This is a genomic window from Paenibacillus sp. fava2, assembly GCF_058313675.1.
Window position 1 is genome coordinate 1,499,742 of the sequence record NZ_CM177755.1, and the last position, 21,498, is coordinate 1,521,239.

At 53.4% G+C, this 21,498-nt stretch carries 20 protein-coding genes and 1 pseudogene; 9 read left to right on the forward strand and 12 right to left on the reverse strand.

What is annotated here, in order from left to right:
* Nucleotides 1–6 precede the first annotated feature (6 nt).
* Entirely contained in the window at nucleotides 7–1,587 is a 1,581-nt protein-coding gene (locus AC4G46_RS06665; protein ID WP_491127233.1) for an oleate hydratase, read from the reverse strand.
* Nucleotides 1,588–1,816: 229 nt separating this feature from the next.
* Here AC4G46_RS06665 and AC4G46_RS06670 point away from each other — a divergent pair, with 229 nt between their 5' ends.
* Nucleotides 1,817–2,164 carry a VOC family protein gene (locus tag AC4G46_RS06670; protein ID WP_491127234.1) on the forward strand — a complete coding sequence of 116 codons (348 nt, stop codon included), beginning with the start codon at nucleotides 1,817–1,819 and terminating at the stop codon, nucleotides 2,162–2,164.
* 29 nt (nucleotides 2,165–2,193) lie between these two features.
* Here the strand turns inward: AC4G46_RS06670 and dhaS are convergent, their stop codons facing one another.
* The 3 genes from dhaS to AC4G46_RS06685 form a co-directional block, all read right to left on the reverse strand.
* Nucleotides 2,194–2,769: a dihydroxyacetone kinase transcriptional activator DhaS gene (gene dhaS / locus AC4G46_RS06675; protein ID WP_491127235.1), complete on the reverse strand. Its 576-nt coding sequence runs from the start codon at nucleotides 2,767–2,769 to the stop codon at nucleotides 2,194–2,196.
* 74 nt (nucleotides 2,770–2,843) lie between these two features.
* On the reverse strand, nucleotides 2,844–3,239 hold the full coding sequence (locus tag AC4G46_RS06680) for a hypothetical protein (RefSeq protein WP_491127236.1): 396 nt from the start codon (nucleotides 3,237–3,239) through the stop codon (nucleotides 2,844–2,846).
* A gap of 23 nt (nucleotides 3,240–3,262) precedes the next feature.
* Nucleotides 3,263–3,778, reverse strand: a complete 516-nt coding sequence (locus AC4G46_RS06685; protein WP_491127237.1) for a hypothetical protein — start codon at nucleotides 3,776–3,778, stop codon at nucleotides 3,263–3,265.
* Between the two features lie 126 nt (nucleotides 3,779–3,904).
* Between AC4G46_RS06685 and AC4G46_RS06690 the strand changes: the two are divergent.
* Together AC4G46_RS06690 and AC4G46_RS06695 are read left to right on the forward strand one after the other, a co-directional pair.
* A pseudogene (locus tag AC4G46_RS06690) lies at nucleotides 3,905–4,094 on the forward strand (threonine synthase); the annotation flags it as partial.
* 432 nt (nucleotides 4,095–4,526) lie between these two features.
* The gene (locus tag AC4G46_RS06695) at nucleotides 4,527–5,732 is read left to right on the forward strand and encodes an IS4 family transposase (protein WP_491124640.1); all 1,206 of its coding nucleotides are present in this window, start codon (nucleotides 4,527–4,529) and stop codon (nucleotides 5,730–5,732) included.
* Nucleotides 5,733–6,050: 318 nt separating this feature from the next.
* Here the strand turns inward: AC4G46_RS06695 and AC4G46_RS06700 are convergent, their stop codons facing one another.
* Nucleotides 6,051–7,085, reverse strand: coding sequence for an RluA family pseudouridine synthase (locus AC4G46_RS06700; protein ID WP_491127238.1), 1,035 nt, complete (start codon nucleotides 7,083–7,085; stop codon nucleotides 6,051–6,053).
* A 369-nt stretch (nucleotides 7,086–7,454) separates the two neighbouring features.
* On the opposite strand from AC4G46_RS06700, the gene AC4G46_RS06705 reads away from it, so the two are divergent.
* The 4 genes from AC4G46_RS06705 (at nucleotide 7,455) to AC4G46_RS06720 (ending at nucleotide 13,213) form a co-directional block, all read left to right on the forward strand.
* On the forward strand, nucleotides 7,455–8,468 hold the full coding sequence (locus tag AC4G46_RS06705) for a GDP-mannose 4,6-dehydratase (RefSeq protein WP_491127239.1): 1,014 nt from the start codon (nucleotides 7,455–7,457) through the stop codon (nucleotides 8,466–8,468).
* Between the two features lie 297 nt (nucleotides 8,469–8,765).
* The gene (gene recQ / locus AC4G46_RS06710; RefSeq protein WP_491127240.1) at nucleotides 8,766–10,601 is read left to right on the forward strand and encodes a DNA helicase RecQ; all 1,836 of its coding nucleotides are present in this window, start codon (nucleotides 8,766–8,768) and stop codon (nucleotides 10,599–10,601) included.
* A 15-nt stretch (nucleotides 10,602–10,616) separates the two neighbouring features.
* The gene (locus AC4G46_RS06715; protein WP_491127241.1) at nucleotides 10,617–12,554 is read left to right on the forward strand and encodes a B12-binding domain-containing radical SAM protein; all 1,938 of its coding nucleotides are present in this window, start codon (nucleotides 10,617–10,619) and stop codon (nucleotides 12,552–12,554) included.
* Between the two features lie 20 nt (nucleotides 12,555–12,574).
* Nucleotides 12,575–13,213 carry a nucleotidyltransferase family protein gene (locus AC4G46_RS06720; protein WP_491127242.1) on the forward strand — a complete coding sequence of 213 codons (639 nt, stop codon included), beginning with the start codon at nucleotides 12,575–12,577 and terminating at the stop codon, nucleotides 13,211–13,213.
* A 569-nt stretch (nucleotides 13,214–13,782) separates the two neighbouring features.
* Here the strand turns inward: AC4G46_RS06720 and AC4G46_RS06725 are convergent.
* The 5 genes from AC4G46_RS06725 to mnmL form a co-directional block, all read right to left on the reverse strand.
* Nucleotides 13,783–14,745 (reverse strand): alpha/beta hydrolase, encoded by a 963-nt coding sequence (locus AC4G46_RS06725; RefSeq protein ID WP_491127243.1) that lies wholly within the window; start codon nucleotides 14,743–14,745, stop codon nucleotides 13,783–13,785.
* 237 nt (nucleotides 14,746–14,982) lie between these two features.
* Entirely contained in the window at nucleotides 14,983–15,951 is a 969-nt protein-coding gene (locus AC4G46_RS06730; protein ID WP_491127244.1) for a type I phosphomannose isomerase catalytic subunit, read from the reverse strand.
* A gap of 37 nt (nucleotides 15,952–15,988) precedes the next feature.
* On the reverse strand, nucleotides 15,989–16,381 hold the full coding sequence (locus AC4G46_RS06735; protein WP_491127245.1) for a VOC family protein: 393 nt from the start codon (nucleotides 16,379–16,381) through the stop codon (nucleotides 15,989–15,991).
* On the reverse strand, nucleotides 16,362–16,988 hold the full coding sequence (mnmM, locus tag AC4G46_RS06740) for a tRNA 5-(aminomethyl)-2-thiouridylate-methyltransferase MnmM (RefSeq protein ID WP_491127246.1): 627 nt from the start codon (nucleotides 16,986–16,988) through the stop codon (nucleotides 16,362–16,364). Before mnmM ends, AC4G46_RS06735 begins: the two co-directional genes overlap by 20 nt.
* Nucleotides 16,988–17,911: a tRNA modification radical SAM protein MnmL/YtqA gene (gene mnmL, locus AC4G46_RS06745; protein ID WP_491128807.1), complete on the reverse strand. Its 924-nt coding sequence runs from the start codon at nucleotides 17,909–17,911 to the stop codon at nucleotides 16,988–16,990. Before mnmL ends, mnmM begins: the two co-directional genes overlap by 1 nt.
* Nucleotides 17,912–18,292: 381 nt before the next feature.
* On the opposite strand from mnmL, the gene AC4G46_RS06750 reads away from it, so the two are divergent.
* Both AC4G46_RS06750 and trmB read left to right on the forward strand, forming a co-directional pair.
* Nucleotides 18,293–18,475: a hypothetical protein gene (locus AC4G46_RS06750; RefSeq protein WP_039870595.1), complete on the forward strand. Its 183-nt coding sequence runs from the start codon at nucleotides 18,293–18,295 to the stop codon at nucleotides 18,473–18,475.
* A 188-nt stretch (nucleotides 18,476–18,663) separates the two neighbouring features.
* Nucleotides 18,664–19,380, forward strand: coding sequence for a tRNA (guanosine(46)-N7)-methyltransferase TrmB (gene trmB / locus AC4G46_RS06755; protein ID WP_068721088.1), 717 nt, complete (start codon nucleotides 18,664–18,666; stop codon nucleotides 19,378–19,380).
* Between the two features lie 140 nt (nucleotides 19,381–19,520).
* Here trmB and AC4G46_RS06760 read toward each other — a convergent pair whose 3' ends face one another.
* Together AC4G46_RS06760 and AC4G46_RS06765 are read right to left on the reverse strand one after the other, a co-directional pair.
* Nucleotides 19,521–20,636 carry an MGDG synthase family glycosyltransferase gene (locus AC4G46_RS06760; RefSeq protein WP_491127247.1) on the reverse strand — a complete coding sequence of 372 codons (1,116 nt, stop codon included), beginning with the start codon at nucleotides 20,634–20,636 and terminating at the stop codon, nucleotides 19,521–19,523.
* Between the two features lie 43 nt (nucleotides 20,637–20,679).
* Nucleotides 20,680–21,207 carry a phosphatase PAP2 family protein gene (locus tag AC4G46_RS06765; protein ID WP_090717821.1) on the reverse strand — a complete coding sequence of 176 codons (528 nt, stop codon included), beginning with the start codon at nucleotides 21,205–21,207 and terminating at the stop codon, nucleotides 20,680–20,682.
* Nucleotides 21,208–21,498: the final 291 nt, after the last annotated feature.

The window sequence follows — 21,498 nt, forward strand, 5'->3', positions numbered from 1 at the left end:
GGTCCTCTACCTGAACGAAGTTACAAAGCTCGCGAACAGCGTCCGTACATCGTAATGGTACTGGTGAATCGGCTCCACCGGACGGTTAATGCCGAGCAGGGTGTAAACGGCGATCCGCGCAGCGCGTACGGAATACTCCTCGGTGAACACGACATCGTCCGGAATTTCGCAGAACTGGCTGATGAACGCCAGGTTGGTCGAGCCGTCCGGAACAACCTTCGGGCGGTCGGTGCCAAGCCGAGGCATGAACTGCGAGGTGATGTACGGCATCATACACGGGATGCAGTTGGCTGTCGCCATGATCTCGTCCCGGTGCGCCTCAAAATGCAGATGGCCGATCAGCTCCTGCATGATCTCTTCCCCGGTACAGTCGCACATTCTTTTGTTAACGAAATCGCCGACTTTGTCCGGATACAAGCCGTAGCCCCAGAACACCTTAACATGCTCCGGCTGATTGCGGAAATGCGGCTGGAAGGCCAGCACAACCGACATGAACCAGCTCGAATCCTTGAAGGTGACAAGTGCACCTGTGCCGGCCCGGTTGCGGGTGAATTTCTCCATCAGGTCGAAGAAGACGGAATCCTGGAAGGTGACGGTGAACGACTCCCACTTCGATTCATCCACATAATCCGCGAACGGAGAGGGATTACCAAGCCCTGGCTTTTTGCCGGCGATGTTCTCCCACAGCTTCCAGGAGCTGCCCTTGCCGTTCAGTTCAGGAGCCGAGGTCATGGAGCCAAGGCTTGCACTTTCAGTCATAGAGCCGTTTGTGACGATAACGAGGTCGCCATCTTTTACCTCAATCAGCTCCTCTACGCCCATGCGCGTCACATTCATGCCTGTAACCGTAATACCGTCACCGTCCTTAAACTGCAGATCGGTAACGGTGCATTTCAGCGAAAAGTCCACGCCGCGGGGCTCCAGATACTTTTGCAGCGGCAGAATAATGGAATCATACTGGTTGTACGGTGTGCGGGTTACCCCCTCAAGTGTCTGAATCCGCGGAAATTCATGCATGAAGCGGAGCATGTACCGTTTGAACTCAACGGCACTGTGCCAAGGCTGAAAGGCGAAGGTGGTCGCCCACATGTACCAGAAATTCGTCGTGAAAAAGTGCGGCCCGAACCAGTCATTAATCCGCGCCTTGCCCATCGCTTCCTCCGGCGTAATGATCAGCTTGCCCATTGCGAGCCGGTCGGCCATATCGAAGCCCATCGACAGCACATCCTGAACCTCACCGCTGCGGCCGATCAGCCGGGCATTGGAATGGGTCGGGTTGGCGGTGTCGAAGGCGATGATTTCCTCGCGCACCGATTGTCCCGGATGGTCGATAGAGGGAATGGTGCTCAGCAGCTCCCACAGATTCTCATACGCCTCATCGTTAAGCATCCGCCCGCCGCGGATGACATAACCTTGCTCTACATCCCCTGCGCCGTCATTACTGCCGCCAAGAATATGCATTTCTTCAATAACATGAATGTTTGCTCCCGGAAAATCACAGTCCCTGACCAGATAAACCGCACCCGCAAGGGATGCAATGCCGCCGCCTACAAAATAAACCTGCCGGTTACCGTATTCTTCTGCCACAAAGGTCGCCTCCATAAGGTTCTGAAATGCTGTTCACTTTCTGCCCCTAATGTAATCCAAGCGCGGAACAGAAGGTATAATCAAAACTGCCGGAGTGTCCGGATTTTGGTCATTTGGCATAAAGTGTCTAGTTTTTTGACAACAATATACAGCCGGTAAAGGAGATTTTATTTGCAATGCGAATATTATGAGGGGACATGCTATACATCCGAAGACAGGAGCTGAGGGTATGATCAAAGGTTTTGGCGGAATATTCTGGAGAACCGGCAATCTTGAGGCTGCAAAAAAATGGTACAGTGATGTGCTGCTGCTGGATATCGGAGAATGGAACGGGACTGTAATCAGACCGCAGGCGGGAAATGAGACGGCTTTTTCGCTATTTTCCGGAGATGATGGTTATTTTCCGGCGGAGCAGCAGGTGATGCTGAATTTCGAGGTGGATAATCTGGATGAGACGATCAGACATCTTGAGCATCTGGGCGTACCCCTTGCAAGGGAGAAGCAGAACAGTGAATACGGCCAATTTATCTGGATAGAGGACCCTGACGGCCGGCTGGTCGAGCTGTGGGAGAAATAACGGCGGGTATCTGAAAAAAACCGGACGGCCTAAGGCTGTACCGGTTTTTTCTCGTATTTATGCAGCGCTTGTGTAAAATTTCCTTCGATCATTACGCTGAGCTGTTCAATCATGTGCTTCGGCTGCTCCTTCATTCCGCTGCGCATCCATTGGATAATGAGTCCGGTGAAGGCGAGAGTGTAAAAATTGGCGATAAACGCCTTGTCCTCACCGCTGACCTCCATCCCGGCTGACAGCTCCTGAAGGACACCCATAACGAGATCGCTCGTCACCTCATACAGGTACGTATCCAGATGACTTCTGCCGAGAGAATCCAGCGTGTTGCAGCAGAAGGTTTTGTTGTTCTCGATATAGCAAAAGATTCTGTAAAAGCCGTCCGTCCATGTGCTGTAGCTGCGGTACCGGGCAATGCTCTCCACCGCCTCTGTCTGATAAATCCAGCCGAGCAGCTCAAAAATATCCTGAAAATGATAATAAAAGGTCTGGCGGTTCAATCCGCAGTCTTCCACCAGAAGCTTGACTGTAATTTTGTTCAGCGGCGTATGCTCCATCAGCTGCTTCAGGGAGCAGGCCAGCGCTTTTTTGGTCAAAAGGGATGTGGACATTCGGGTCACCTCATCTTGGATTCCTCTTAAATAGAAGCCCCTGCCATTACGGTTACGTTAAAAAGCCTGCTGCTCTAACTTTGACGCCTGCGCTTAATCAGGAAATAGACCCCTTCTGCGGCCAGCCCCAGCGCAAAACCGCCCAGTGTGAACATTACGAAGGTGAGAAAGCCCGCGAGATCCTCCCAGCCGGACATATCCCTGTACGTATAGCTCAACATCAGAACCAGTCCGGTGATCAGTCCGGCCGTGGACAGGTACCAGACCAGCCTGCCTCCAAGCCAGCCAAGCAGATTGATTAGAACGGACACCACCAGTGCAAGCAGGCCGAAGCGCAGGGCAATCATCAGATCAAAAGGCTCGGCGAGCGCCGCAAAGCGGTAAATAAGCAGTACTGCCCAGAACAGAAGGCCGTAGACGGCCATCCAGCGAAACCAGGTGTTGCTTTTGGCGGTTGGCAAAAATCTCATAGCCGGTTCACCCCGTTGTCCATTTATACGTTCTCCAGCTCTTCCGCACTCTGCAGCAGATGGGCCAGCAGGTTTGGAATATCCTCCATCTGCTCCTCAGTGATCTGCCGTTTGAAGGTGAGCTGGATGCAGTTGTTGTAAATCTGTTCTTCTCCGCCATAGCGGAAGCTGAGTGATTGCTCGGGCTTCAGCTCAGGCCCCCAAATGCCGGTCAGAATGCGTTCAACCGCGGGGCACTGGAGGGGAGGGTCGGTAACTTCCATATAAAATCTGAGCAGCAGGCTGCAGCCGGGATTGCTGCCCGGTGTTTCCAGGATTTCATCGCTGAGCTCCTTCACGGAGGAGAGGAGGACGACCTCGGAGGTCACCTTGAATCCGTCCGTAAGCTTGAAAGCAAGTGTGAATTCTCGGGACATTACGGCCAGGTTGAGCATGTCGGTGCGATCGGTAATCATCAGGATGCCGTCGAGATTATCATAGTCGTACAGCTGGTTTTCAAAGGCAATCTTGATGTTGTCAAAAACAGTGGGGTGGAACAAGGACGCACCTTCTTACGTTTTTCTGTTTATTGTATCATGACGCAAAAGAGAGCGGAAATGTTCCAGCTGGCGGCATGAATATAAGGAGAGGCTGCGGCAATGCTATATGAAATTTGGCAAACCGCTAAAGCGCTGCAGGAACTGAAGGAAATCGGCTGGATGCAGGGCCGGCTGCCGCGGCTGGTGGCGGTGCAGGCGGACGGCTGCGCGCCAATCGTCAAAGCATGGGAGAGGAGAAGGCTGAACGCTCGGAGCTCTGGCCGGACTCGGCGACTTCCTGATGCTGAAGGCTGTCTATGAGACGGACGGCGCCGCTGCTGGAGCCCGGCGGGTTCATCTAAGCCGGGGACGGGGAACGGCGGGTTATAAGTAAAGGGGAGCCCCGGCAGTTAATGCTGCCGGGACACCCCCTTTTTTTGTGAATTAAGCGCAGTATAAAGTATAACCTAAGCTGACTTAACCGGATAGCTGCACTTTGTACACTTATTTCGACGGATTATCGGGGAAATGAGAGAATAACTGCAGTTTGTGCAACTATATTTGCTGATTTCGCGATATTTACCGGAAAAATGCAAAAATAACTGCACAAAGTGCACTAGACATGCGGCAAACCTAACATAAATTTTTTTGAAATAGTTAGCTAATTATGGATAAAAAAGATGAGTTTACTCTGGTGAAAAATGAAAAAAGCCCTAATGTAGAGAGAGTAGGCAGGTTACCCACATCTCTCCACAAAAGGAGCTAATCCATGGGTAACATATCGCAAAATTCAGTTTTACGCAAGTACTTACAGCATTTAATGTTACATTCTTTTCGTTGTCCATTCGCAGATCATTATTCGAAAAAACTTACCGTTGGGGCCGCGATTACCCTTTTTGTAGAAGCTCAGTTGCAGCAGAGGCGGACTCTTTCCGACATTGTGCTCCATTTGGAAACGAATGCAGAGCTTCAGGACATTACCGGACTCACGACCATTCACGAATCGACCTTGAACCGCAAGCTCGGCACCATCCCTCTTGCTTATCTCGAGTGGTTGTTTACCGATCTTGTTCAGGAATTAAAATTGCGAAAAGCGGAAGCCAAGGGCATCAAGCATCTTGGAAAGTTAGCACCCGTCGATTCAACGAGCCTTTCGCTACCCAAAATACTCGGCGATTGGGCGTTTTATCAAAATAAGACCAAGGGTATCAAAATCCATACGCGGCTGCTTTCGCTGGAAGCAGGGTGTCATTTTCCGGATGAGATTGTCCTTTCCACTATCGGTGTATCGGATCAACAAGCGGTCAAATATCTGGTTGTGCCTGGAGAATTCACCTACATTTTCGACCGTGGCTATGTGCATTATGGAAACTTCAGAGAATGGTCGGAAGGGACGGTGCTTTTTGTAGCCCGGATCCGTGCAAAAACAAAGTACACCGTGCTGACCGAACATCCCCTTTCGGGTAGCAGCAATATTACTCGGGACGCTGACGTTGAGATTCTGGATAAAAAATCGGGCCAAACGTTTTGCGTTCGCCTTGTACAATTCCAAGATAAGCATGGAAAAATCTACGAGGTCATCACAAATCGTCAGGATCTTTCAGCCGAAGACGTTGGTGAAATTTATCGCTGTCGCTGGCAAATTGAGCTGTTTTTTAAATGGATCAAGCAGCATCTGGCCACCGTAACGTTCCATAATCACCACCCCCACGCAGTATGGGTCCAATGTTACATCGGAATCATTACGGCGCTACTTTGTCAGCTCATCCATTTAGAAGTGCAGTCCACCCTAAGTGTATGGAGCATGCTGCGAAAGATGAGGTATTACGCCATGAAAGACTGGGATGTATTTATTGAAGCGCTGAATCGTGAACCGACTCGTCGTTCTAAAGGTCGGCAAAAGATCCCTAAGCCCGCAGAAACTCCAGAACAAACGAAAGAGAAACGAGCGACGGTAAAGATAATTCTCAGATAACAAACATAATATACCATTTATTGGTAACCAACCCTACGTTTTAAGACGCCACTGTTCTTTTTTCATTGAGTCTATAAAACTAACTGTAAAATTATTACTTTTGGTTTAATTTAGCTCTCATGTAAGTTTGTATGCATGTCTAGTGCACAAAGTGCAGTTATTCTGTACAACAACCATGAAACAGGCGATATAGCTGCACGAAGTATAACTATCTGCTTTGTTACCCGGGAGGCGGCTCAGCCTCCGGACAAATCATGCTCATTCCCCGGCTTATTCATGCTCAGCCTCCAGCCGGTTCAGAGTCTTCCGCCGGCACCCTTAGTTCGCCGGAGCAGGCGCGGTGTACTTCAGGAATGTCTTCGGGATCGGACTCTCGAAGGTCAGCAGGTCGCCTGTTGTCGGGTGCACGAAGGAGAGTACCCGGGCATGCAGGCCGAGCCGGCCGACGGCCTTGGTTTCAGCGCCGTATTTCTTGTCTCCGGCGATCGGGTGGCCGATGTCGGCCATGTGGACACGGATCTGATTTTTGCGTCCGGTCTCAAGGTGTACCTCCAGCAGGGAGAAGTGGCGGTTCGCCTGGATCAGCTTATAATGGGTCACAGCATGCTGGCCGTCGCCTTCATGCGGACTCGAGTACATTTTGAGCGTGGAGGTTTCCTTCAGCCAGGAGCTGATGGTGCCTTCGGCTTTTTTGACGGCTCCTTCCACAAGCGCCACGTATGAACGTTCCTTGACCATGTCCTTCCAATTGTTCTGCAGCTTCTGCTGCACCGCTTCGCTTTTGGCGAACATCATGACACCGGAGGTGTCGCGGTCCAGCCGGTGCACCACAAATATACGGTTACGCGGATTGGCGAGGCGTACATGCTCCATCAGCTGGCGGTATGCCGTCTGTTCATTTTCATCACCGGTGGCGATCGACAGCAGTCCGGCATCCTTCTGGATGACAATCAGATCATCATCCTCATGGACGATGGTCAGTCCGGCCATCTCCTTGGCCTGTACCTGCTTTTCCAGGTCGATGGCTACGGTCTGGCCCGGCTGCAGCGGATAGTTATGCTTCGTAACGGCCTTGCCGTCCACGGATACCTGCCCGTGGGACAGCAGAGACTTAACAGAATTGCGCCCGCGCCCGCTGAGCGTGTCCAGCAGAAACGGCAGGAGCTCGGCAGGTTCTTTTACGGTATAGCTTTTGACCGGAGGCGCAGCCTTTGCTCTGGTCGGACCAGGCTTGCCGCCGGGTTTATTGGAACGGGTTCTTGCACCCGGTTTTGACTCTGGTTTTGCCTGGGAGGAGGCACCGGGCTTGGCGCCCCGTCTGGACGCTTCCTTGGGATTTCTTCTTGTGTTCATACGCACATTCTCCGTCCTGTAATAGAATACTCCTCAATATACCACGGCCGCTGCAGAAATACTACGGAACCGCCGCCGTGCTGTAGAATAACCGCGACAGATAAGGACCCGCATCAGCGTATCCTTCCGTTACCGCCATTTTCCGGGAATAAACGGGGACGTAGATATAGAATGTTGTGGTCAATCCTGAAATGTGGGATTTTCCACACTTTGTTTCGTATTTCGATGAGAACACCATATGATACAGCGATTACTGGTTGTTTCACGAAAAAAATATTGTAATTATTTAGTAAAAGGTATATCATCGTCCAAAATGGATAATCCAACCTTAGTCGCAGCCTTATCTAAAACACTTAGGAGGTTTTGATAATGCAACGCTCTTTATCTGATTGCCGTGCTTTAGTAACAGGGGCTTCCGGATTTATAGGCGCCTGGCTAGCTCGTCACCTCGTTGATCAAGGTGCTGAAGTAACCACTATCATTAGCGAGTTCAACCCGCGAAGCCCGTTTGCAAAGCTGGGATTGGACAAAGAGATCCGATGCTATTACGGGTATATTACCGATTACAATCTGATTGAACGTGCAATTACGGACGGAAAAATAAACACTGTCTTTCACCTCGCTGCTGTTTCCCTTCAAGATTTGGCCTACCAAATCCCCTGGCAAACTTTTGAAACCAATGTAAAGGGCACCTATAATATATTGGAGGCTTGCCGTGTTCATCAAGACCAGGTATCGAAAATAATCGTTGCGTCCAGTGACAAGGTATACGGTGACAGTCCCATCCTCCCCTATTATGAAGATATGCCTATTCAAGGCAAAAACCCCTACGATGTATCTAAGGCTTGTTCCGATCTTATTTCTCAAAGTTATAGACATAGTTTTAATTTGCCTATAGCGATAGGCCGTTTCGGTAATATTTATGGGGGTGGCGACTTGAATTATCGCCGCTTGATTCCCGGTACCGTACAACGGCTGTATGCAAAACGGCCTCCCGTTATTAGAATCCCTTCAAACGGGATTTATATGAGAGATTTTTTGTATATTAAAGATTTGATCGCCGCTTATATGGCTATGTATCATTTTATAGATAAAGAAGGTAAGGGTGACGATTTCAATTTTGGCACAGGCAAGCTGTGGGACATAAAACAAGTAATTGAAATCATTCAGCGTGCGATGAATCTTGAACACATTGAACCACTGTACGAGCATCAAAAAAACAGTGAAATCCTGCACCAGCACCTGTCACCGGAAAAAGCAAAATTGATGCTCAATTGGTCTGCAGAAACTTCTCTTGAAGAAGGAATCAGAAACACGGTGGAGTGGTATTGCGATTATTGGAATTCCAATGATTCCAATCATGCTGTATTGGGAATTGTTTAGCGCATGTTAATACAGTTGTGAGTTCAGGCATGAGTTGTGTGACCCGGTAGGGGAAGGATGGATTATTCCAGCCCTCCCCTTTTTCTTTATATAAATAGTTTAGCTGCGAATATTTGCGTACATTGGGGAGTTGCATCATGAGTAAATTGGATGGTAACCTGCGGTTGCTCATTGGCCGTTTGCCCGGTAAACTAAAGAGAGAATGACTCAAACCGATGCTTTCGTAAGAGGATATTACTCGTATGAAGCGATACAAGAAAGTCAATTCTCACAAAACTTTTAGGAGTTATGATAGCGATGAAAATGCAAGCACCTACTATGGAACAGGCGCAGGCTGAACTGCAGAAATATTACGGCTATCCGGACTTCCGGGAAGGCCAGAAAAAAATCGTGCAGCACCTGCTGGAAGGCGGCGACACCCTGGGCATCATGCCGACCGGCGGGGGGAAATCGATCTGTTACCAGGTTCCGGCGCTGCTGATGCCGGGGCTGACCCTGGTCATTTCACCGCTGATCTCATTGATGAAGGATCAGGTGGACGCCCTGACTACGGCCGGTATCCCGGCCGCATATATTAACAGCACCCTGAGCGGCAAGGAAGTGAACGAGCGGATCCGTGCTGCACGCCGGGGTGAGCTGAAGCTGCTCTATGTTGCCCCTGAACGGCTGGAGCTGGACTGGTTCCGCCTGGAAATGGCGGGCCTTTCTATTTCCTGCGTGGCTGTGGATGAAGCCCACTGCGTTTCCCAGTGGGGGCATGATTTCCGTACCAGCTATCTGGCGGTGGCGCCGTTCGTAGAGGAGCTGCCGCAGCGGCCGATTCTCGCCGCCTTTACGGCGACGGCAACGCCGGAGGTTATGGAGGACATGGTCCGGCTGCTCCGCCTGCGCCAGCCGGGCGTGTTCATGACCGGCCTCGGCCGGGATAACCTGGCGATGTCGGTACTGCGCGGGGAGAACAAGCGCGAATACGTGCTTGACTATACCGCCAGCCATTCACACCAGCCGGGGATTGTGTATGCCGCGACCCGCAAGGAGGTCGATGACCTGTACCAGCGGCTGCAGGCTTCAGGGATCGCCGCCGGACGTTACCATGCCGGGATGAGCGACCAGGAGCGGGCGGACAGCCAGGAAGGGTTCCTGTATGACGACATCCGTGTCATGGTGGCGACCAATGCGTTCGGTATGGGAATCGACAAATCCAACGTGCGCTACGTAATCCACTACAATATGCCGAAGAATATGGAGGCTTATGTCCAGGAGGCCGGACGCGCCGGCCGGGACGGGGAGCCGAGCGAGTGTATCCTGCTGTTCAGCGCGCAGGACATTATGACCCAGAAGTTCCTGATTGAGCAGAACCCGCAGGACCCTGAGCGTAAAGCCAATGAATACCGCAAGCTGCAGCAGATGATCGATTACTGTTATACGACCCGCTGCCTGCGCAGCGCCCAGCTTGCTTATTTCGGTGAAGATGATGAAGACAAGCTGTGCGGGATCTGCAGCAACTGCACGGATGAGCGCGAGCTGGTTGATATGACCGTGGATGCACAGAAGATTTTCTCCTGCATCCACCGGATGCGGGAGCGCTTCGGGGTGGCGCTGGTCGCCTCGGTGCTGAAGGGCTCCCGCAATCAGAAGGTGCTGCAGTACGGCTTCGAGCAGCTGCCGACCCACGGGGCGATGTCAAGCCGCACAGAGAAGGAAATTACCGAGAGCATCAATGTGCTGATCTCGGAGGGGTATCTGGCCCTCTCGGAAGGCCAGTATCCGGTCGTACGGCTGCAGCCGCAGGCAGCCGAGGTGCTGCGCGGCCAGCGTCAGGTGCAGCAGCGGGTTGCCCGGCCGCTGGTTACCGGCGGGGCCGGCTCCGGGCGGAGCCGCAGCCGGGGCTACGATCATTCACCGTCTGCAGTCAACGAGACGGTGTTCGAGCAGCTGCGCCTGATCCGCCGCGACCTGGCGGGACGCGAGCATGTGCCGTCCTACATTATTTTTAATGATGCGACCCTGCGCGAGATGAGTGTGGTTTGTCCGCAGACGGAAGCGGAGATGCTGAGGGTGAAGGGTGTCGGGGAAGTGAAGTACCGGAAATACGGCAAGCCGTTTCTGGAGTTTTTTCAAAATGAAATGTAAAGAAGGTTATAAGGCATGAGAATCGTCCTGGCTACATTAAACGCCAAATATATCCACACCTCGCTGGCCATCCGCCTGCTAAAGGCATACAGTGAGCATGAATTCCCGGATATTATGCTGGCTGAATATACCATCAAGGATCCTGCGATGAATATCGTGTCCGACTTATTCCAGAAGAAGCCCGACGTGATCGGATTTTCCTGTTATATATGGAACATTGAAGAGACCATTAAGCTGGTCGGTATCCTCAAACAGGTGCTGCCGGAAGTTAAGATTGTCCTGGGTGGGCCGGAGGTATCCTACGAGCCGCTCTACTGGATGAAGCGCGAGCCGGGAGTGGATTTTGTGGTTAACGGGGACGGGGAGGAGACCTTCCACCACCTGCTGCAGGAGCTGCGCGATGAGCGCAAGTTCCATTTTGTCTACGGGGCTGCTTACCGCAAAGGCGAGGAGCTGATTGTCAACCCTCCGCGTCCCAAAAGCGATCTCAATACCCTGCCGACACCGCACCGGTTCGCCGATGATCTGCCGGATCTCAGCAAGCGGATCGTTTATTTTGAGACCAGCCGGGGCTGCCCGTTCAACTGCCAGTTCTGCTTATCTAGTATTGAGGTCGGCGTACGCTATTACGATATTGAGCGGGTGAAGTCGGATCTGCTCTATCTGATCAACAACGGAGCCAAGGTTATCAAGTTCCTTGACCGCACCTTCAACATCAACCGCAGCTATGCGATGGAGATGTTCCAGTTCCTGATCGACAACCATCAGGGCTGTGTGTTCCAGTTCGAGATTACGGCGGATATTATGCGGCCGGAGGTGCTGGATTTTCTGTCCGAGAATGCGCCGCCGGGAATCTTCCGCTTCGAAATCGGCGTGCAGTCGACCAATGACGAGACGAACGAGCTGGTCAAGCGCCGCCAGAATTTCACCAAGCTGTCCCGTACCGTGATGAAAATCAAAGCCAGCGGCAACATCGACCAGCATCTGGATCTGATCGCCGGCCTGCCGCAGGAGGATTACGCGACCTTCCGCAAGACCTTTAACGATGTGTTCGTGATGGAGCCGGAGGAGCTGCAGCTGGGCTTTCTCAAAATGCTCCGCGGCACCGGCCTGCGCGCCCAGGCTGCCAAATACGACTATACGTACATGGAGCATGCACCTTATGAGATTCTCAGCTCGCATGTGATGTCCTTTGCCGATATTATCCGGCTGAAGCGGCTGGAGGATGTGCTGGAGAAATACTGGAACAGCCACCGGCTGGATCATACCGTTAAGTATCTGATCCGCCATGTTTTTGAGTCGCCGTTTGATTTCTTCCAGGAATTTGGCGATTACTGGGAGGAGCGGGGCTGGCAGAAGATCGGGCATCAGCTTGAGGATCTGTTTACCCGGCTGCATGCCTTCCTGACTGACAGCGGTACGCTTGGGATGGAGATTATAACAGGGCTGATGAAGCTGGATTACTTCCTGGGCCACAAGTACAAGCCGCGCAAAATCTGGTGGGACAACGCGCTGGACAAGCCGGAGTGGGCGCGCCATATGAAAGAGATTGCCGCTCATCCGGAGCGGGTCTCGGCAGCACTGGCGGAAGCAGGATACAGTGAGCGTGAGCTGCAGAAGTTCATGGTGCTTGAGGTGCTTCCGTTCCGGCTGGGGAGCGTGCTTGAATCTATCAGCGGGTTGCGGGCGGATGCAGTACAGTTAGTTTCACCTGCATCAGCAGGCGAGGCTGCTGATAATAGCGGTGTGGCTGCTGCTATATCACAGCCGGAGAACTCCGGAATTGCAGCGGCCTTTAATGCAGCGGCGGGGATTGCCGGAAGCTTGGGCAGCCAGCCTTCTGCTGCCGTTGCTGAAGCCCCGGCGCAGACGGGCGGCAGCACTCTGCTGGTTGTGCTGTATCAGCAGGATGAGAGCCAGCGTGCACAGTATTATGCTTTGCCGTTGAGTTAGGTACAGGGAGAGGTGCAGAGGTGACTGACAGGTTGCGGGCTTCACTGCAAGTGTACGGGGCGGATTTACAAGAGCAGCTGTATCGTGAACGTCTGACCGGACTGTTCTCGGAGAGCCCGCTGCTGATGGAAGTTTTCCGCAGGGCACGGTTTCTGGAGCCTCTGCCGTATTACGTCGGTGCAGGCTGTCTTGTACAGACTGTGTGGAACCAGCTGACCGGACGCCCGGCAGAGTATGGGATCAGCGATATTGATCTGGTTTATTTCGATCCGGCGGATCTAAGCTTTGAGACGGAGAGTGCACAGATAGCTGAGGGGCGGAGGCAGTTTAACGGGGTTCCCGTTCCGCTGGATATTAAGAATCAGGCCCGCGTCCATCTGTGGTACGAGAACAAATTCGGAATCAGGCTTCAGCCATACTCCAGCCTGGAAGCAGCCATAGACAGCTGGCCGACATCAGTAACCTCACTTGGAGCCAGGCTTGAGCCGTCCGGAGAATGGCGGATCTACGCACCCTTCGGTCTGGAGGATTTATACAGCCTGACTATAAGACCCAATAAGGCGCTGATTAGTGAGGCGGTATATCACAGTAAGGCAGAGAAATGGCACTCCAAGTGGCCGGAGCTGCAGATTATCCCTTGGAAAGATCCTTCGGGCTGAACAGCTGCCTCAAGTCCCTAGTCGCATTTGTTCTTATAGCAGGCAGGGCGGCTAACGGACCGAGCAGCCTTTATTTTCCCGCAATAGGGGGGATTTGAAGCTGTAACGGACTGAGATGACCTTATCACAGGCAAAACTCCACGGATTGGTGCTAATCAGCCTAAATTAGTGCGTCTGAGTCCGTTAGAGCCGGAAGTGTGTCAAAAATCAGCAAATAAGGTCATCTGGGTCCGTTAGAGATTAGACTGACGGGGTTGGCATATGCAGTTAGCTAAGGAGACGGTGTGACTAATAAGCGACTTACCTGGCACCCCTCCCTACACCGCTATGTAGCAGGTTGCCATGCGCCACTCACCACTGACCACTCGCTATTCTCCACACCTCTAACGGAACGGGGAATCTTTACTTTTCCTGTAGTAAGGCGACGGAAAACAGTGGGACTGACCACAATAGTGTTCAGGTGAAAAGAATATGTCGGGTAGATTCAGTGTGGCCAGCGAACAGCAGCGCACAACAAAAGCCGTCCCTGGCTGCGGGGACGGCTTCTTTGTCTATTCACTTCAAGGCGTTCAGGTTGCCGCCGGCTGAAGCAGAAGTGACTCAGCGGGAAGGTGACGCACCAGCCAATCCAGCACATCTGCGGTGACTTCCTCGTGGTTGACCTCGTTCAGCATTTCATGCCGTCCTTCCGGGTACAGGCGGTATTCCACATCACTGAGGCCTTGCTCCTTGTAGAGTTCAGCCAGGCGCAGCACACCCTGGCCGTTCATGCCTACCGGGTCTTTGGCGCCGGAGAACAGATAGACGGGCTTATCCTTGCAGAGCTTGAGCAGCGTTTCCTGAGAGTGAATATCACGCAGCAGCCGAAAAAAATCGCGGAAGAAGCGGGTGGTGCAGATGGCCCCGCAGAACGGGTCGGCGATGAAGCGGTCCACTTCCTGCGAATCACTGCTCAGCCAGTCAAAAGCGGTCCGGATCGGCGAAAAGGAGCGGTTGTAGGCTCCGAATACGATACTGTTCAGCAGCACACTGCGGTGGCGTTCACCCTGAAGCCTCAGCTGCAGCGCAGCAAGCGATTCTCCGGCCTTCAGCATGGTGCGGGGGCCGTTGGTGCCGCTGAGGATATAACCGGCATACACATTGCTGCCTTCCTCGCACATCAGCTTCTGGGCCAGAAAGGAGCCCATGCTGTGGGCGAGCAGGAACACCGGGCGGCCTTCATGCCGGGAGCGGGCGATATTCGCAAGCTGCACCAGATCGCGCCGCATCCAGTAGAAGCCGTTCTCGCCGGTGTCACCGAGCAGGTTGACCTTGCCTGCCGTTTTGCCGTGGCCGCGGTGATCATTGGCATAAACGGCGTATCCGGCGGCGGTCAGTGCCGAGGCGAAGCGTGCATAACGGGCAGCCGTCTCGCACATGCCGTGGGCAATCTGCACGATCCCCCTGACCGGGGCCTCCGGCTCAGGCAGCCATACATAGACATGAATATTGACACCTAAAGGGTCGGTCATGGTAAAGCTGTTCTCCCTCATTGCATGTCCTCCTGAAAGTTTTGTAGAAGAAAATCCTTCGCGGAGATAGCATCTGACAGAGCCTATTCCGCAAGCACAGGCTTAGTGTAGTGATCAACCCTGCTGCGAGATTATGCCATACCAGGCTGCTTCAAAAGCTAAACGTAACCATCCTTAGTAGAGGGCAGATCCGAAATAGACTCGGTGGTGTGTTTTCACATTCGTTCCATTCATAACCTGTTCGCGCTGATGCCTGCTTTATGGCAGATAAGAACGGAGCACGGTGGAGTGTCCTTCAATCCCGTATGCGCCAAGCGTAGACGGCAGCAGGTAGCATTCGCCAGCGGCATAAGGCTGGGAGCCGCCTTCCCAGGTCAGATGGCCGCTGCCTTCGCAGATGACCAGAATGGTGAAGCTGTCCGGGGTGGTGGCGAGATTCCATTCGCCGTTCACGATCCCTTTTTCCACGATGAAATAAGGGGAGGAGGCGATTTGCAGCCATTCTCCGGCAACAGCGCTGTCTGTCTTCATGGAAGTAGCGCCTGCGCCTTCATAAGCGGTGACATTCAGAGAGTCCTCAATATGAAGCTCACGCGGCTTACCGTCAAGACCCGGGCGGTCGTAATCGTAAATACGGTATGTAGTGTCCGAGTTCTGCTGGATTTCAGCCACAACGACTCCGGCACAGAGGGCGTGTACAGTACCTGCCGGAATATAGAAGGCATCTCCCGCGGCAACGGTGATTTCCTGCATGGTATCCATTACGGTGCCATTCTCCAGCGCAGCCTGCAGGCTTTCGCGGGTGACATTTTCCTTCAGGCCGTAGATGATTTTGGCTCCGGGCTTGGCGTCGAGCACATACCACATTTCTGTTTTGCCCAGCTCGCCCTTCGGCAATCCCTCGTAATCATCTGTCGGGTGTACCTGGACGGACAGGTTATCGTTGCAGTCCAGCAGTTTGATCAGCAGCGGGAACCGGGTGTCCTCTCCGGTGATGCCCTTGCTGCCGAACCATTCCTTGCCGAATTGTTCGCGGATCTGATCCAGGCCCTGGCCGGCCAGCTCGCCGTTAACTACCGTGGATACGCCATTCGGATGGTCAGCGATCATCCAGCCTTCACCGATATGGCCTTCAGGCAGGTCGAGACCGAATTTCTCCAGGGCGCGGCCGCCCCACACGCGTTCTTTGAACTCCGGCTGAAACTTGAGTGGATATGCTTTTGTCATTATAGTATCTTCCTCTCCGTTTGGTTTGAACCTGTCTCTATTTGCTGCGTGTAGACTCAAAAAACTCCAGCTTTTCACCGTCCGGCCCGTCAAAAAAGAAATAGCGGCTGCCGTTAGCCAGCGTGCTGATCTCAGTCAGTCCGGGGAGCTGCAGCGCGGCTATCCGGCTGTGCTCAGCCTCAATTCCGGTGACGGTGAAGGCGACATGGCTGACCTTGCCTTCATCCGGCAGGCCGGTCCATACGCGCTCGATCAGCTCAATTTCCACGCTGGTCTGGCCGGGGAAGCTCAGAAAGGCGAGCCGCAGGCTGTCGCCCGGTTCCCCGATAGTGTCCTGCAGGGTAAGGCCGATGACTTCCTGGTAGAACGCAAGGGACTGCTCAAGCTGTGCTACCTTAATGCCGATGTGCTCAAGCTTGTTTACTGCCATCGTTCGATTCAGCTCCTTTTTTCTTTTCAACTGCAACCACATATGGCGCGCCGGCCCGCTGCAGCTGGCGGTAAATGATGCTCTGCGCCAGGCGCTGCGGCAGGCCCGCCGCCCACGCTTCCACGGCGGCGGCTTCACGTTCGCCGCCGTCGTGGCCGGGGTAGAGCACGGCTGTAATGATGCCGCCCGGACGCAGCAGCGTCAGGGCGGCATCCAGCGCAGCCAGCGTGCTCCCGGTCTCGGTGATGATGGTCTTATCGGCATCGCCTGACGGCAGATAGCCGAGGTTGAACATCACCGCCGAGACTGCCCCGTGCCACTGCGGCGGCACGGCCTCTTCCATCGCTGCGTGGCTGCGCGCAAGCAGCGTGACGGGAGCAAGCGCAGCCGGCGCTTCCTCCCGGGCCAGCCGCAGGCGCTCCTCCGCAAGCGCAAGCGCCGCAGGCTGGATGTCAAACCCGTACACTGCGCCGCGCGGCCCTGCGCACCTCGCGAGAAACAGCGTATCCGCACCGGTGCCCACGGTGGCGTCAATGGCGAGGCCGCCGGAGGCCAGGCGCTCCGCCGTGACTTTATGCGCAAAGCTGAGAACGGACAGGAAGCCCATCAGCCCTTCCTCCAGTACTTACCCTGCCAGCTGTCACGTGCAACCAGCTCGGCATCGATTGCGTTCAGCACTTCCCATTTCTTCAGGCTCCACAGCGGCCCGATCAGGGCCTCGCGCGGTGCATCGCCGGTCAGGCGGTGGACAATTATCTCCGGCGGAAGCAGCTCCAGCGAGTCCACGATCAGCTTCACGTATTCGTCCTGCTCCAGGAAGCGCAGCAGGCCGGCCTCGTACTGCTTGACCATCGGGGTCTTGCGCATGAGATGGAGCAGGTGAATCTTGATTCCCTGCACATCCATGGCGGCTACAGCAGATACGGTTTCCAGCATCATTTCATGGGTTTCCTGGGGAAGCCCGTGGATGATATGGGTGCAGACGCGGATGCCGTGGGCACGCAGCTTGGCGACAGCGTCAATATAGCACTGGGAATCATGCGCACGGTTAATCAGATCTGAAGTGGAGTTATGAATGGTCTGCAGTCCCATTTCAATCCAGAGGTAGGTGCGCTTGTTCAGCTCCGCAAGATATTCCACAACATCATCCGGCAGACAGTCCGGCCGCGTAGCAATGGACAAGCCGACTACTCCAGGCTGCTGCAGAATAACCTCGTAGTATTCCCGCAGCTCCTCTACCGGTGCGTACGTATTGGTATAAGCCTGAAAGTAACCGATATACTTGGCGTTCGGCCATTTCAGGTGCTGGCGGTCGCGCACCTTGTTAAACTGGGTGACCAGATCGTCGCGGCGGCTGCCGGCGAAATCGCCGGAGCCTCTGGCGCTGCAGAAGGTGCAGCCCCCCTTGGCGATTGAACCGTCACGGTTCGGACAGGTAAAGCCCGCGTCCAGCATGACCTTGAACACCTTGGTATCCATAACCCCGCGCATTTCGTAGTTCCACGTATGGAACCGTTTATCTCCCCACATCAGCGGAGTGGAGGTCTGTAAAAGACTCACGGTAAAGCTCCTTTCCAAAATATAAGAACGTTTATTTGGAGAGCCGGGCATCATCTGCCGGGCCGGCATATCCTTATATTTGTATCGAACAGGCACAGGGTCCGGTAAAGGAAGTGCAGCCCATTCTTTTCTAACCCGTCTATTGTAACAAAATTCAGCGTCAAGCGTAACATTGGCACCGGGAAAAAACGTTAAAAATAGGCAGGGAAAACCCGCTGTTTTACTTGTTAATGCTTACACCTTATGTTATATTTAAATTGTAAAAAAACGATTGCAGCAACTTAAAAACTCTATCCCTGAATTCATACTTTCGTGTCGTCCCGCCCATACTAAATCTAAGAGGTGATCACGATGAATTCTCAAACAGCTTATGCTGAAGGTAAAGGTTCGATTGATGTACAGCTGACTCCCGATGAGGCCCTGGCGCTTACCGGCGTTGAATTTAACGGAAATCATAAGATCAAGACCGAAGCACAGCGCAAGATCAGAAACGCATTTGAGAAGAAATTTGATTTTGACTCGCCGGCAAGGTAGACTATGAACTGTTGAAAATGGACCCCAATTCCAAATACAACAAGCAACAGAAAAGGGATTCTCCAGCGGCCGCTTCCTGCCCCCCGGAGAATTCCTTTTTGCTGTTTTAGGGCAAATCCCTTTACTTTTGCGGACAAGTTCGGCACAATGTTTCAAGTAATGTATAAGAGAACAAGCGGAGGAATACTATGCGTTTACGCGGAAGAAAAGGAATACGTGAAAGCCTGGAGGAGCAAACCGACCTGGTGGTCCTCGATCCACGCAGCCTTAAAGGGCGCTGGTCGGAAGTGTTCGGCAACGATAACCCGATTCATGTGGAGTTCGGGATGGGCAAGGGACAGTTTATCAGCCAGATGAGCTTCAAATATCCCGGTATTAATTTTATCGGCGTTGATATGTATGATGAGCTGATCCGCCGTGCGGCGGAAAAGGCAAGACTGGTTTGGGAGCCTGCGGGACACGAGACCCCGCCTAACCTGAAGGTGGCACTGGCGAACATCGATTATGCGGAGGAAGTATTTGCACCGGGCGAGCTGGAGCGGATTTATCTGAACTTCAGTGATCCCTGGCCGAAAAGCAAGCATGCCCGCCGGCGCCTGACCCATCCGCGCTTCCTCGACAAATACCGCGGCCTGCTTAGCCCGCTCGGTGAAATTCATCTGAAGACGGATTCGCGCAGCCTGTTTGAGTTCTCGCTGAATGCGTTTGCCGATTTCGGTCTGCAGATGAAGAATATCTCCCTGGATTTGCATGCGGACGGCATCATCAATGAAGAGCATGTAATGACAGAATATGAGACCAAGTTTTATAACCGCGGCGTAAACATTCACCGCTGCGAGGCCATTGTCGGAGCAGAGGCACTGGCGAACTATCAGGCAACCCGTCTGGACAAATACCGGCTGTAACAGCCGGGCCGGTTCCGGCAGCTATTGGTAGGCCATACAAAAACGGCAGTTACGGGAAATTTCCTGTAACTGCCGTTTTTTTGATCTTAAAGAGAGCTGATTATTGCGTACGGCTTTGTATGCCCTTGTTCTGGTCTGTCCTAGTCCAGCATATCAATAATGCTCTGGGCGCTTTGCAGCGGATGGAATTTGGCAATGGCCTCCAGATGGCTTTTCCGCCTGGCCTGCACATCATCGTAGTGGTACAGCAGCCGCTCCATCCACTTGTCGACTACCGCCAGGGAGGATATCGGCTCTCCAAGACCGGCTGAGGTGAAGTAACGGACGTTCTCCTCCTCCTGTCCCGGCAGCGGATTATGAAACAGCATCGGAATGCCTTTGGCCAGGCCTTCGCTGCAGGTCATCCCGCCTGGCTTCGTAACCAGCAGGTCGGAGACTTCCATCAGCTTGTCAATGTCGCGGGTGAAGCCGATCAGTGAGATATTCGGATGCCGGTACGCGGGATCTGCCTTCATTTCGTCCAGCAGCTTCTCGTTTCTTCCGAGACAAAAGACAATCTGCACCTTTTCCCGCCAGCCGGCCAGCCCCTCGTTGACCACCCGGTCGTTCATCATCCCCCAGCCGCCGCCCATGACCAGTACAGTTGGCAGATCCTGAAGGCTGAACTGCTCCAGGATTTCCTGCCGCCCGGGATGCTCCCAGAAGCTTGGATGAACCGGCATGCCGGTCACCCGGATTTTGGCGGAGGATACGCCGCGCCGGCGCAGCTTGGATTTGACCTCGGGAGTGGAAACGAAATAACGGTCCACCTCCGGGCTGATCCAGCTGGCATGGGCATCATAGTCGGTGATGACCGTGACCAGCGGCGCCTTGAAGCCCGGGTCCAGCCGTTTCAATCTGGAGACTACGGCGCTCGGGATGAAATGCGTGCAGACGATAATATCGGGCTTCAGCTGTCTCACAATATTTTGCGTATGTGTATAAAATATGCGGTGCAGGGCAAGCGTGGTAAGACGGTTAAATGATTTCTGGTGACGGTACACATACCCCATCAGCCTGGGCTGCGAGGTTACCGTTTTGCGGTAGGCCGACACAATAAGCGGAGCCATTTTGGGATTGAGAAAGTTCCCCAGCTCCAGCACCCTGGTTTGGATATTCGGCGATAGCTTACGCAGGCTGCTCGACAGCGCGTAGGCTGCCTGCGTATGCCCTGCGCCGAAGCCTTCCGACAGCAACAATACTCTTTTTTTGCGCAATGTTTGATTCACCTGTTCCCAAAATGGTTTGCCAAGGCGGGCTTCAGAACCACAGAACAACCGTGCCAGCCGCAACGCCGCTGCCGATTACTGCGCCTGCCATTACATCAGACGGGTAGTGCAGCCCGAGATAAATGCGTGAGAATCCGACAATGCATGCCAGCGGCAGCAGAACAACGGTAAGGGCGGGGTAAGCCGCCATATAAGGAACCGTAGAGGCGAAGATAGCTGTAGTATGGCCTGAAGGAAAAGAATGATCCTTTAGCGGATTGTGAAACGTATTTGTCCCCGGCAGAGCCAGGTAGGGCCGCATGCGCGGGTACAGCTTTTTGGCGATGGCCACGGGCAGATGGCTGACAGCCAGTGCTGTGAGGGCCTGAAGGCCTGTCGTTCTAAGCGGCTGGGGCGCAAAGGCCCAGATCAGCACATTGATGCCGATAGCGCTTGTCGCGCCGCCCAGATGGGTAAGATAGAAGAGCCAGAAGTTCAGAAAAGGGTTATGCAGGCGGCCGTTGATCCATTTGAAAAGACGGCGCTCCCAGAGTAGTAATTTCATGAATAAATGTCTCATATCTTGTCCCTCCGATAGTCCGGCTGAGGATAGCTGGCGCTTCTGCCGCCAATCCAAATTAATACCCCGAAGCTGTCTTTATCATACGTTTTAAAGGTAGTCCATTTCAAGGAAAAGCTCTGGTGAAGCGCGGAATTTGTCAGTTTTGACTTGGGAACCCCTGACACCGTACAATGATTCAAGCGGACCGGACGCGTTTAAAAGGTAACAGAGAAAATGAGGAATCCGTCACACCGGAAAACCCTACAACATCTTTTAAACGGGATATTAAATAAATGAACGCCTGGCCGC

Bases quoted from the DNA above. Each gene is read 5' to 3' on its own strand.
- AC4G46_RS06670 (WP_491127234.1), top strand. From the start codon at position 1,817: ATGATCAAAGGTTTTGGCGGAATATTCTGGAGAACCGGCAATCTTGAG.
- AC4G46_RS06765 (WP_090717821.1), bottom strand. From the start codon at position 21,207: ATGAGACATTTATTCATGAAATTACTACTCTGGGAGCGCCGTCTTTTC.
- mnmM (WP_491127246.1), bottom strand. From the start codon at position 16,988: ATGGGCTTCCTGTCCGTTCTCAGCTTTGCGCATAAAGTCACGGCGGAG.
- AC4G46_RS06735 (WP_491127245.1), bottom strand. From the start codon at position 16,381: ATGGCAGTAAACAAGCTTGAGCACATCGGCATTAAGGTAGCACAGCTT.
- AC4G46_RS06680 (WP_491127236.1), bottom strand. From the start codon at position 3,239: ATGAGATTTTTGCCAACCGCCAAAAGCAACACCTGGTTTCGCTGGATG.
- recQ (WP_491127240.1), top strand. From the start codon at position 8,766: ATGAAAATGCAAGCACCTACTATGGAACAGGCGCAGGCTGAACTGCAG.
- AC4G46_RS06715 (WP_491127241.1), top strand. From the start codon at position 10,617: ATGAGAATCGTCCTGGCTACATTAAACGCCAAATATATCCACACCTCG.
- AC4G46_RS06695 (WP_491124640.1), top strand. From the start codon at position 4,527: ATGGGTAACATATCGCAAAATTCAGTTTTACGCAAGTACTTACAGCAT.
- AC4G46_RS06750 (WP_039870595.1), top strand. From the start codon at position 18,293: ATGAATTCTCAAACAGCTTATGCTGAAGGTAAAGGTTCGATTGATGTA.
- AC4G46_RS06705 (WP_491127239.1), top strand. From the start codon at position 7,455: ATGCAACGCTCTTTATCTGATTGCCGTGCTTTAGTAACAGGGGCTTCC.
- mnmL (WP_491128807.1), bottom strand. From the start codon at position 17,911: ATGTGGGGAGATAAACGGTTCCATACGTGGAACTACGAAATGCGCGGG.
- AC4G46_RS06725 (WP_491127243.1), bottom strand. From the start codon at position 14,745: ATGAGGGAGAACAGCTTTACCATGACCGACCCTTTAGGTGTCAATATT.
- dhaS (WP_491127235.1), bottom strand. From the start codon at position 2,769: ATGTCCACATCCCTTTTGACCAAAAAAGCGCTGGCCTGCTCCCTGAAG.
- AC4G46_RS06700 (WP_491127238.1), bottom strand. From the start codon at position 7,085: ATGAACACAAGAAGAAATCCCAAGGAAGCGTCCAGACGGGGCGCCAAG.
- AC4G46_RS06730 (WP_491127244.1), bottom strand. From the start codon at position 15,951: ATGACAAAAGCATATCCACTCAAGTTTCAGCCGGAGTTCAAAGAACGC.
- trmB (WP_068721088.1), top strand. From the start codon at position 18,664: ATGCGTTTACGCGGAAGAAAAGGAATACGTGAAAGCCTGGAGGAGCAA.